Source organism: Phenylobacterium soli (assembly GCF_003254475.1).
Taxonomy (GTDB): domain Bacteria; phylum Pseudomonadota; class Alphaproteobacteria; order Caulobacterales; family Caulobacteraceae; genus Phenylobacterium; species Phenylobacterium soli.
In genome coordinates this window covers 1-11,439 of record NZ_QFYQ01000003.1, presented here as the reverse complement: position 1 = coordinate 11,439, position 11,439 = coordinate 1, and the positions used below count along the sequence as shown (strand labels likewise).

The following is an 11,439-nucleotide window of genomic DNA, read 5'->3' as shown; positions in this document are numbered from 1 at the left end:
GTGACGCAGCGGCGGCCAAGCGCCGGCTTGGGCTAGAGACCCTGGACCAGGACCACCCGGTAGTCGGCGGCCTTCTTCCGATGGGCGAGCGCCTCCTGATAGGCCGGGCTGTTGTACCAGGCCCGCGCGGCGTCCATGTCGGGGAACTCGAGCAGCACGACGCCATCGGCCGTTTCGCCTTCCCAGGTCTCCGCCGCGCCGTAGTAGGCGAGGGGCTTCAGCTGATGATCGCCGCGCGCCGCGCCCGCCTTCTTGGCGTAGACGGCCAGCTCGTCCGGATCGTCGAGCCGGTTGCGGATGAAGATGGCGTACGCGGCCATGAGCGTTCCCCCTGTTCAGATCGGATCGTAGGGGAACACGGTCGCCGACGGGCCGAGGTCGGTGAAGGCGGCCTTCATCGACGGCATGGCCTGCTCGAGGATCGCTTCCGGGCTCCAACCCTCGACCTTGGTCACCGAGCGGACCGGGCGCGGCTGGTTGAACAGCACGATCTCGTTGCCGCGCGCGGCGAAGATCTGGCCCGAGACGTCCTTGGCCGCAGCCAGCGCCACCGCCAGCTGGGCCACCTGGTCGGCGCGCATGAAGTTCTTCATCCGGTCAACGCGCTGGGCCGAGGCCTCGTCCTTCACCGGGATGGTGGCGATCATCCGCGTCCAGGCGAAGGGCGCGATGATGTTGGAGCGCACGTTCTTGCTCGCGCCTTCCATGGCGACGATCCGCGACAGGCCCATCACGCCGAGCTTGGCGGCGGCGTAGTTCGCCTGGCCGATGTTGCCGATCAGGCCCGAGGTCGAGGTGAAGTGGACGTAGGCGCCGTCTTCCTGGTTGCGGAAGTGCTCGATGGTGGCGCGGGTCACGTTGTAGGCGCCGCGCAGGTGCACCTCGATGACCGCGTCCCAGTCGCTGTCGTCCATCTTGTGGAACATCTTGTCCCGCAGGATGCCGGCCGGGTTCACCACCGCGTTCAGCGAGCCGTAGGTGTCCATGGCCTGCTCGACCATGCGCTTGACGCCGTCCATGCTTGAGACGCTGTCGGAGTTCGACACCGCCTCGCCACCGGCCGCGCGGATCTCCTGCGCCGTGGCCTCGGCCGGGCCCGCATCGCCCACGTCGCCGCCGGCCACCGAGCCGCCGAGGTCGTTGACCACCACCTTCGCGCCGGCCTGAGCCGCGATGAGGGCGCAGGCCTTGCCGATGCCGCCCGCGCCGCCGGTCACCAGGACCACCTTGCCGTCCAGAACTCCCACCGTTCGTCTCCTCGTCTCTAGATTGGTTGCCGGGCCGGCGCTCAGGCCGCCTCGAAGATCGCGGCGAGGCCCTGACCGCCGCCGATGCACATGGTCTCCAGGCCGTACTTGCCGTCGCGGCGCTTCAGCTCGCGCAGCAGGTTGGCGAGGATGCGGCCGCCGGTGGCGCCGATCGGGTGGCCCAGCGAGATGCCTGAACCGTTCACGTTCAGCCGGTCGCGCTCGTCCCAGCCCCAGCCCTTCAGCACGGCCAGAACCTGGGGCGCGAAGGCCTCGTTGAGCTCGACGAGGTCGATGTCGTCCCAGCCCATGCCCGAGCGGGCGAAGAGGCGCTCCACGGCCGGCACGGGGCCGATGCCCATCCGCGCCGGATCGCAGCCGGCCGCGGCCCAGGAGACGAACCAGCCCATGGGCTCGAGGTTGAGCTCGGCCAGCTTGTCCTCGGCGACCACCAGGCAGGCGGCGCCGGCGTCGTTCTGCTGGCTGGCGTTGCCGGCCGTGACCACGCCGCCCTTCTCGATGGCCGGCAGCTTGGAGAGGCTCTCGAAGGTCACGTCGCCGCGAACGCCCTCGTCCTTGTCGAAGACGACCGGGTCGCCCTTGCGCTGCTTCACCGAGACCGGCACCAGCTCGTCGTCGAACTTGCCGGCGGCCCAGGCGTCGGCGGCGCGCTTGTGGCTCATGGCCGCGTACTCGTCGCACTCCTCGCGGCTGATCTGGTAGTCGCGGGCCAGGTTCTCGGCGGTCTCGATCATGCCGCTGATGACGCCGAAGCGCTCGATCGGCTGGCTCATCACGCGGCCGCGGGCCAGACGGTCGTGCATGGTCACCGAGCCGGCGCGCGCGCCCTTGCGCATGTCGAGGGTGTAGTACTCGGCGTTGGACATGCTCTCGCAGCCGCCGGCCACCACCACGTCCGCGGCGCCGGTCTGCACCATCATGGCCGCGTCGATCACCGCCTGCAGGCCCGAGCCGCAGCGGCGGTCGAGCTGATAGCCGGGGATCTCGATGGGCAGGCCCGCGGCGAGCGCCGACCAGCGGGCGATGCAGGGCGCCTCGCCGTTGCCGTAGCCCTGGGCGAAGATCACGTCGTCGATCTTCATGGGATCGATGCCGGTGCGCTCCACGAGGGCCTTCAGCACGGTCGCGCCGAGGTCGCCGGCGGTCACGTTGGAGAGGGCGCCGAGGTACTTGCCCACCGCCGTGCGGATCGGGCTGACGATGGCTGCGCGGCGAAGGGTCGACATGGCGGGTCTCCTGGGATCGGCTGGAGCGTCTGGGCGGCTTGTCTCTAGCGAGCGGCCGCCGTGGAGTCACGTTGGGGTTAATCAGCCTCCCCCATCGTCAAGCCAGGCCTTTCGCGGGCGGGATTCGATTGGCCTCCGTTACGTCAGGCGACCTAGCTAGACGGCATGCTGGAGACCCTCGATCTCGCCACGATCCCACCGGCCGACGAGGCCCTGCGGGGGCCCGTGCGCGCCTTCCTGGCCGAGCGGCTGGCCGACATGCCCGCGGCGCGCCGCGCCCGCTCCTGGATGGGCTTCGACGCCGATTTCAGCCGCGCGCTCGCCGGCCGCGGCTGGGTGGGCCTGACCCTGCCCAAGGACTACGGCGGCGGCGGCCGCAGCCACTTCGCCCGCTTCGTGCTGATCGAGGAGCTGCTGGCCGCGGGCGCGCCGGTGGCCGCCCACTGGATCGCCGAACGTCAGAGCGGCCCGCTCATCCTGCGCTACGGGACCGAAGCCCAGCGCCAGGCCATCGTGCCGGCCATCTGCCGCGGCGAGGCCTTCTTCTGCATCGGCATGAGCGAGCCCAACTCCGGCTCGGACCTCGCCAGCGTGCGCAGCCGGGCGGTGAAGACGGCCAACGGCTGGAAGCTCTCGGGGTCGAAGATCTGGACGACCTACGGCCACAAGGCCGACTACATGATCGCCCTGGTGCGCACGAGCGGCGGGCCCGAGGATCGCAACAAGGGCCTCTCGCAGCTGCTCATTCCGATGAACACGCCCGGCGTCACGGCCCGGCCGATCCGCGATCTGGCGGGCGACGAGCACTTTTCGGAGGTGCATTTCGACGAGGCCGAGCTGCCCGACGACGCCCTGCTCGGCGAAGAGGGCAAGGGCTGGGAGCAGGTCAACGCCGAGCTCGCCTTCGAGCGCAGCGGGCCGGAGCGCATCTACTCCAGCACCGTGCTCGTCGACGAATGGCTGACCTACGTCCGCGACCGCGGCCAGGTGAACGACGCCGAGCGCGAACTGGCGGGCCGCCTGCTCGCCCAGCTCGCGGCCCTGCGCAACCTGTCGCTCTCGGTCACCGCCATGCTGGCGGCCGGCAAGAGCCCGGTGGTCGAGGCCTCCATGGTCAAGGACCTCGGCACCACCTTCGAGCAATCGATCCCCGGCCTGATCGCCGACCACCTGGCCGGCGAGGCGCCGGGCAGCGTGCCGGGCGGCCTCCTGGCGACCCTCGAATATGTGGCGGGGATGAGCCCGACCTTCTCCCTGCGCGGCGGCACCCGCGAGATCCTGCGCGGCATCATCGCCCGCGGCCTGGGCCTGAGGTGAGCGAGATGAGCGACGACCTGCTGCTGGACCAGTACGCCCGCCTGCTGGACGCCGTGCCGGCCGGCGATCCGTGGCCGACCCTGGCCGAGTCCGGGTTCCTCGACCTGCTGCGGCCCGAACCCGCGGGCGGCGCGGGCCTCGACCTGGAGGCGCTGTTCCCGCTCGCCCTGGAGACGGGCCGCAGGGCCGATCCGCCGCCGGTGCTGGAGACCATGGCCGCGCGCCTGAAGGATCCCGAGGCGCTGGGCGTGGCGGACGTGGAGCCCGTCCTCGGTCGCCCGCTCGCCGCCGCCCTGGCCGCCGGCCAGATGGCCGGCGCCATGCTCGAGGTCCAGCGGATGACCGTCGATTACGCCCTCCAGCGCCAGCAGTTCGGCCGCGAGATCGGCAAGTTCCAGGCGATCCAGCACCAGCTCGCGGTCCTCGCCGAGGAGGCCATGGCCGCACGCATCGCCGCCCAGGCCGCCTTCGTGGGCTCGCCCCTCGAGGTCTCGGAGCGCCGCGCCGCGGTCGCCAAGCTGCGCGCCGGCCAGGCGGCCCTGCAGGTCTGCGCCATCGCCCACGCGGTGCACGGCGCCATCGGCGTCAGCCAGGAGCACGACCTGCACCACTACACCCGCCGGCTGCGCGCCTGGCGCCTCGCCCACGGCGGCGAGGCCTGGTGGGCGCGGCGTCTCGGCGACTGGGCGCTGGCCGAGCGCCAGGACGTCACCTCCCTGGCGCGGGCGATCTAGGTCCGGCCTCCTAGGTTGGGCGCCCCCTAGGTTCGGCGCCCCAGGGCCGCGTCGAGCTGGCGCAGCACGGCTTCGTCCCAGCCGTAGACGTCGTCGCGGAACGCCACCTGGTCGCCGTCCACCCAGGCGGTCCAGTAGTAGATGGCGACCGGGATCTGGGTCTTGAGCGCGATGGCGTGGGTGTCCGCGTCGGCGAGGTCCTCGTCGACCTGCTCGGGCGGCATGCCGGAGTCGCGGCCCAGGACGAACTTGGCGAGGTCGATCGCCTTCTCCAGGCGCACGCAGCCGTGGCTCACCTGGCGCTGAGGCCGGGTGAAGGCGGCCTTGGCCGGCGTGTCGTGCAGGTAGACGGCGTAGGCGTTGTCGAATTGGAACTTCACCTGGCCGAGGGAATTGCCGTCGCCCGGCTTCTGCACCAGCCGATCGCCCTCCTGCACGAAGTTGTGCGAGGCGAGGTAGGCCTCGCCCTTGGGCAGGATCTCCTTCTCGGCGATCTCCTTCGGCACGTTCCACGAGGGATTCAGCACCACGGTGTGGATCTTCGAGGTCAGGATCGGCGTCTCGTCGCCCGGCTTGCCGGCGGCGACCAGCATGTGCATGGCCGGCTGGCCATCGACGTACATGTCGAACAGGCCCGCCGCGGAATTCACTTCGATGCGGGTGGGCGGCGTCTCGCGCGGCGCCCAGCGCCAGCGCTCGAGGTTGGCGCGGATCTGGGCGGCCCGGGCGATGGCCGGGACATTCAGGGCGGCGAGGGTGTGGGCGTCGACCGCGCCGGTGGCCGGCAGGCCGTGGCGGGTCTGGAAGGCGGCGACCGCCTGGCCGAGCGCCGCGTCGTAGGGCGCGTCGGGCGCGGCCTGGGCGACGGCCGCGTCCTCGAAGCCCAGCCGCTTGCGCAGCGCCGCGACCCGCGGACCGCCGGCGCCCAATTTCAGCGCCGGACCGGTCGGCACCGCCGGCCAGCCCCCGTCATCGGCGATCTTCAGGTAGGTCGCATAGCCCTTGCGCAGCGCCTCGTACTGCGGCGCGGCGGGCGGCAGGCTGGCGAGCCACTCCTGCATCTTGTCCTGGGCCACCGCGGCGCGCAGCTCGGCGGCCGCGTCGTACTTGGCGCTCGAGCGCATGCCCCAGTTGGGATCCATGGCCCCCTTCGGGATGGCGAAGCCGTGCATGGCGCGGGCGTAGGAAACGAGTTCCGAGGCGAGCCGACGCTGGGCCGCCGTCCGCGTGCCGGCCTCGTCGGACTTGAGCTGGTCCTCCAGCCCATCCACCGGGAAGGCCGCGGGCGGGAAGCCGTGGCTGGGCGCTTCGGCGAGGACCTTCAGCGCCTGTTCGGCCTGGCTATCCGAAAGGGTGACGGCTTCGGCCGTGACCTGCCCCTGGGCGCCGCCCGGGCGCGAGCAGGCCGTCATCGGGCCGGCCAGAACCACCGCGGCCGTGGCCGCAAACAACCATCCGCGGCGCTCCAGGCCGCGGCTCCATGAACTCTGCAAAGCACTCTCTTTCGCGTGTCACCTGGCAAGACAACGCGAGCGGCGCAGGTTGGTTGTGGGATGGCCGCCTCAGTCGCCGTCCAGCGCCGCCATAACCTTCTCCGGCTGGCTGAGCGCCATCAGCCGTCCGCCGTCCTCCACCAGGCTGAAGACCGCGTCGGGCAGCACCTCGCGCCAGTAATCGAGCACCTGGATCGGGTCGTGCATGGTGTCGTGGGCCGCCACCAGGACGCGCCACCGGTCCGTGCCCGGGATCGGCCCGGGCTTTGAGCCGCGGACGAAGTCGGTCTGCTCGTTCACGTAGCCGGCGATGCGTCCCGTCGAGAACATCCGCTGGGCGTGGAAGTAGTCGCGCACCACGCCGGGGTCGCGGATGGCCAGCTCGTCGGCCGGGCTGCCGCTCATGCTCGCCTGCAGAAGGCGCAGCGTCCGCTCGTAGGTGAGGCCGCGCCCGATCACCCCCGCCGCGGTGCGGATCAGGGCCGGGTTGCCGAGATAGGCCTGCTTGAAGGCGCCGAGCGGCCCGACGATGCGGCTGCTGGCGGCCGAGTGCGGATCGGGATTGACCAGCACCGCGCGGTCGATGAGCTCGGGCGCGCGGCGGTGCAGCGCCAGGACGAACTGCGCGCCGCCGCGGGCGACCACGTCCAGCCGTCCGATCTTCAGTTTCTCGAGCACGAGGAGCGCGTCCTGAGCGGCCGTGGCGTAGGGGTCGTGCTCGCCGGGCTTCATGCCGGCATGGGTGTCGCTGAGGCCGAAGCCGGGCCGGTCGATCGAGATCGGACGGTAGCCTGCGCCCTGCAGGGCGCGCAGGAGACGGCGTCCGACCACCCGGCTGGTCAGGCTGGAGTGGACGACCAGGACGGGCTTGCCGGTCTTCGGCCCGTAGTCGCTGACCGCGATGCGGCTGCCATCGGCCCGCCGGACGAACTGCACAGGCTCGGCGCTGGTGTCGAAGAAGCCCATGTCGCCGGCCGTCGCCTGGGTGATCCAGCGCAGGGCGTTGGCCTCGGCCAGCCGCCGGGCCAGCCCCGCGGCCGAGTTGGCGTCGAGCAGCAGGTAGATCTGGTCGAGCTCCTTCTTGACCACGGCCTCGCTGATCCTGAGCGCGCTCGCGGCCATGGACCGCGAAAGCCCGTCGGCGATCAGCACCGCGATCGCCGCCTGGCGCGGAGTCAGGCCCCACTGGTCGGCCAGGGCTTCGGCCGCGTCCTCGTCCGGCACCAGGCCGAAGGCGAAGGAGGTGATGTGGTGCACCAGGGCGGGCAGGCGGCTGACGCCGACCCGCTTCATGGCCTCGGCGAGGGCTTCGCGGGCGGTGTGATACGAGATGCCGAGCGCCTCGGCCGCGGGCTTCACCCCGCCGCCGCGGATGGTGGCCAGCGCGACCCGCGACTGCAGGCCGCTGAGGCCGAACGATCGGCAGGCCTCGTCGAGCGAGCGTGCCGCCAGGGCCGAGCTGACCGTGACCACGACCACCGCCTCGGGCGCGGCCGCCGCAGCAGCGAGGAAGTCGGCGGGCAGGGGCCACCCGGCCGCCATGCCGGCGGGAGCGTAGGCGAACATCGCCGCGCCCGTCGAGCCGCCGCCGGCCGGAGCCTCTGGCTCCGGCGCGACCGAGGTCAGGAGCGGGGTGCGGCTGCGGGCCGCGCGGGCGATGATCTCCCTGTCGAGCCACCGGCGGTCGGTCTCGCGTGCGAAGGCCTCGGTGGCGCGGATCAGGGCGCCCCGCGGGCTGACCAGGGCCGCAGCGATGCTTTCGGGGCGGAACAGCGCGACCTTGGCCGCCTCGCTGACCTCGAAGCCGGCGTCCCTCATGAGCTGTGCGATCTGGCGGCTGTCGTCCGACATGGTGCGGGCTCAGCTCGCGTCCAGGGCGGCCAGCACCTTCTCCGGATGGCTCAGCGCCATCAGCCGGCCGCCGTCCGGAACCAGCGAGAAGGTGGCGTCCGGCAGGATGTCGCGCCAGTAGGCCAGGACCTCCCTCGGATCATGCAGGGTGTCGTGGGCGGCGACCAGCACCCGCCAGTCGGTCGTCCCCGGAACCGGGGGCGGCTTCGGCGCCCGGACGAAGTCGGTCTGCTCGTTGACGTAGCCGGCGATGCGGCCGGTGGCGAACATGCGCTGGGCGTGGAAGTAGTCGCGCACCAGGTCGGCGTCGCGGATCGCCAGCTCGTCGGCGGCGCTGCCCTCCATCCAGGCCTGCATCATCCGCGTCGTGCGCTCGTAGTTCAGGCCGCGGGCGATCACGGAAATCGACAGCCGGATGATCGCGGGGTTGCGGGCATAGGCGAGCTTGAGCGCGCCATAGGGTCCGATGTTGCGCCCCTCGGTGGTGGTCGGCGGGTCGGGATTGACCAGCACGACGCGCTCCAGACGCCCGGGCGCCTGGCGATGGAGGGCCAGGACGAACTGGGCGCCGCCGCGGGCGACGACGTTCAGTGCGCGGATCTTTAGCTGGTCGAGCACGCGCACGGCGTCCTCGGCCGCGGTCGCGAACGGATCGTGTTCGCCGGGCCTCTTTCCGGCATGCTCGTCGGTGAGCCCGAAGCCGGGGCGGTCGATGGAGATCGGTCGATAGCCGGCGGCCTGCAGGGCGCGCAGCAGGCGGCGGCCGACCACCCGGCTGGTCATGCTCGAATGGACGACGAGCACGGGTTTGCCCGACCTTGGCCCGTAGTCGCTGACGGCGATGCGGCTGCCGTCGGGACGCTTCACGAACTGCAGGGGCTCGGCGCTGGTGTCGAAGAAGCCGATCTCGCCGGCCGTCGCCTGGGTGATCCAGCGCAGGGCGTTGGCCTCGGCCAGCCGCCGGGCGAGCCCGGCCGCGGTGCTGGCGTCGAGCAGCAGGTAGATTTGGTCGAGCTCCTTCTTGACCACCGCCTCGCTGACGCCGAGCGCCGCCGCGGCCATGGCGCGCGAGAGGCCGTCGGCGATCAGCACGGCGATGGCCGCCTGGCGCCTGGTCAGGCCCCACTGGTCGGCCAGGGCGGCCGAAGCGTCGGCTTCGGGCAGCACGCCGAAGGCGAAGGAGGTCAGGCGATGCACGAACGCCGGCAGGCGGCTGACGCCGACCCGCTTCATCGCCTCAGCCAGCGCCTCGCGAGCCGTGTGGTACGAGATCCCGAGCTGCTGGGCGGCCGGCTTGACGCCGCCCAGGCGGATGGTCGCCAGGGCGATGCGCGACTGCAGGCCATTGAGGCCGAACGCGCGGCAGGCCGCGTCCAGAGACGCCTCGGCGAAGGCCATGCTGACCGTCACGATCAGCACGCTCTCCGGCGTCGCGGCGGCGGCCTCGAGAAGCGCCGGGGGCAGGGGCCATCCCGCCGCCATCGGGGCGGGGGCGTAGGCGAACATCACCGATGGCCCGCCCTGTGCGTCCTGCGGCGAGGCGGCGACGTCGAGCAGCGGCCGCTGGGTGTGCAGCGCCTGGGCGATCAGTTCGGGATTGATCCAGCGGCCGTCGGCGCCGGCCGAGAAGGCGTCGGTCGCGTGAAGCAGGACGCCTCGCGCGTCGAGGAGGGCGGCGGCGATGCTTTCTGGACGGAATAAAGCAACGTCGGGCGCTTCACTGATGTCGAATCCCGCGTCTCTGACGAGCTGCGCGACGACTGTACGCTCTACCGACAACTCGAACTAACTCCCCCACCCTTAATCACAAGAGATACACATTTACGCCGTCAGGCAAGTGCGGCGCCCCCCAATCGGGGATGTACTGAACTGTCGAGCCTTCCCTACTGGACGAGACGTGCTGGGCCTGCCGCGCCGAACGAGGCGTGGCCGGAGTGCGCTTGGGGGTGGCTTATGGACTTCACGGGAACGAGCGCGGACGAGAACGTCGCGGGCACGAGCGGCGACGACACGCTGAACGGTCTGGCAGGGAACGACACCCTGGACGGCGGCTCGGGGAACGACGCCCTCTACGGCGGCGACAACGACGACCAGCTGATCGGCGGCGACGGCTACGACGCGCTGCGTGGCGAGGGGGGCAGCGACACCCTCTCCGGCGGCAATGACGACGACTACCTGGTCGGCGGCGGCGGCGACGATCAGATCGACGGCGGGGCGGGGATCGACCGGGCGGCCTATGGTGGGGCGAGCGGCGGCGTCACCGTCGATCTCACCCTCCAGGGCCAGGTGCAGAACACCGGCCAGGGCAACGATACGCTCAATAACATCGAGCAGGTGTCGGCCTCCGCCTACAACGACGTGCTGACGGGCGACGACAATTCCAACTGGCTGTGGGGCGCCGGCGGCGCGGACACGCTCTCCGGCGGCAATGGCGACGACCTGCTGTCCGTGGGCAAGGGCGACTCCCACGTCGATGGCGGGGCGGGCACGGACGCCCTGTCGTTCTACAGCAATACCCTGGACGGGCCGGTGAACGTGTCGCTGGCCCTGCAGGGCCAGGCCCAGGTGACCGGCCAGGGCACGCTCACGATCTCGAACGTCGAGAACCTCTCCGGCGTCTGGAACGCCAACGACACCCTGGCGGGCGACGGCGCCGCCAACGTGCTGGCAGGCTGGAGCGGCTCGGACTCCATCTCCGGCGGATCCGGCGACGACACCCTCGTCGGCGACGGCTTGATCCACATCGATGACCACGGCACGGGCGGCGCGGGGCCGATCACCCTCTTCCTCGACGACGGCGATCCCACTTCGATCCTCGGCAACGACACCCTGGACGGCGGCTCCGGCAACGACAGCATCAACGCCGGCGGCGGCAACGACCTCGTCATTGGCGGGGTGGGCAACGACACCATCGACGGTGGGGCCGGGACGGACACCCTGACCTACGCCAACGCCTCGGCCTGGGTGAATGTCGACCTCAGCGCCGGCACGGTCGCGCAGAACGGCGCCGCCAAGGACCTGGTCTCGAACATCGAGGCGGTGGTCGGCTCCAACAACTGGGACAAGCTGGTCGGCGACGGAAACGCCAACCTGCTGTCGGGGGGCGCGGGGCACGACTATCTCTCGGGCGGGGCGGGGAACGATACGGTTCAGGGCGGCGCCGACGACGACTTCGTCTCCGGCGGCCAGGGCGACGATGTGCTGGACGGCGGGGCCGGCCTCGACCGCGTCGGCTTCAGCGCAGGGGCGACGGGCGGGGTGACGGTCAGCCTCGCGCTGCAGGGCCAGGTGCAGAACACCGGCCAGGGCAACGACCTCCTCACCGGCTTCGAGCACCTGTCGGGCACCCGCTACAGCGACAGCCTGACGGGCGATGCGGGCGACAACTGGATCTGGGGCGGCTCGGACGGCTCGGGTGTCACTGGCAACGACACCATCTCGGCCGCTGGCGGCAACGACCTCGTCCAGGTTGGCGCGGGCGACCATGTGCTCGACGGCGGCGCGGGGACCGACGCGCTCTCCTTCGAAGGCAACGCCACCGACATCAGCT

Annotated in this window: 9 protein-coding genes; 3 read left to right on the top strand and 6 right to left on the bottom strand. The window is 71.5% G+C overall.

What is annotated here, in order from left to right; translation table 11 throughout:
• Positions 1-32 precede the first annotated feature (32 nt).
• From DJ017_RS19330 to DJ017_RS19320, 3 genes are read right to left on the bottom strand one after another with little or no spacing between them, the layout of a single operon-like run.
• Entirely contained in the window at positions 33-320 is a 288-nt protein-coding gene (locus DJ017_RS19330; RefSeq protein WP_111530555.1) for a DUF1330 domain-containing protein, read from the bottom strand.
• A 15-nt stretch (positions 321-335) separates the two neighbouring features.
• The gene (locus tag DJ017_RS19325) at positions 336-1,247 is read right to left on the bottom strand and encodes an SDR family NAD(P)-dependent oxidoreductase (protein ID WP_111530554.1); all 912 of its coding nucleotides are present in this window, start codon (positions 1,245-1,247) and stop codon (positions 336-338) included.
• A gap of 41 nt (positions 1,248-1,288) precedes the next feature.
• Positions 1,289-2,494, bottom strand: a complete 1,206-nt coding sequence (locus DJ017_RS19320) for an acetyl-CoA C-acetyltransferase (protein ID WP_111530553.1) — start codon at positions 2,492-2,494, stop codon at positions 1,289-1,291.
• Positions 2,495-2,659: 165 nt separating this feature from the next.
• Between DJ017_RS19320 and DJ017_RS19315 the strand changes: the two genes are divergently transcribed.
• Positions 2,660-3,811, top strand: a complete 1,152-nt coding sequence (locus tag DJ017_RS19315; protein ID WP_111530552.1) for an acyl-CoA dehydrogenase family protein — start codon at positions 2,660-2,662, stop codon at positions 3,809-3,811.
• A 5-nt stretch (positions 3,812-3,816) separates the two neighbouring features.
• Positions 3,817-4,545: an acyl-CoA dehydrogenase family protein gene (locus DJ017_RS19310; RefSeq protein WP_111530551.1), complete on the top strand. Its 729-nt coding sequence runs from the start codon at positions 3,817-3,819 to the stop codon at positions 4,543-4,545.
• A gap of 26 nt (positions 4,546-4,571) precedes the next feature.
• Here DJ017_RS19310 and DJ017_RS19305 read toward each other — a convergent pair whose 3' ends face one another.
• The 3 genes from DJ017_RS19305 to DJ017_RS19295 form a co-directional block, all read right to left on the bottom strand.
• Positions 4,572-5,996, bottom strand: a complete 1,425-nt coding sequence (locus DJ017_RS19305; protein WP_111530550.1) for a L,D-transpeptidase family protein — start codon at positions 5,994-5,996, stop codon at positions 4,572-4,574.
• Between the two features lie 111 nt (positions 5,997-6,107).
• Positions 6,108-7,889, bottom strand: a complete 1,782-nt coding sequence (locus DJ017_RS19300; protein ID WP_111530549.1) for an alpha/beta fold hydrolase — start codon at positions 7,887-7,889, stop codon at positions 6,108-6,110.
• A gap of 9 nt (positions 7,890-7,898) precedes the next feature.
• Complete coding sequence (locus DJ017_RS19295) at positions 7,899-9,668, bottom strand: alpha/beta fold hydrolase (protein ID WP_111530548.1); 1,770 nt, start codon at positions 9,666-9,668, stop codon at positions 7,899-7,901.
• 174 nt (positions 9,669-9,842) lie between these two features.
• Between DJ017_RS19295 and DJ017_RS19290 the strand changes: the two genes are divergently transcribed.
• Positions 9,843-11,439 (top strand): calcium-binding protein (locus DJ017_RS19290; protein ID WP_133255512.1); only part of this gene is annotated, 1,597 nt, incomplete at its 3' end.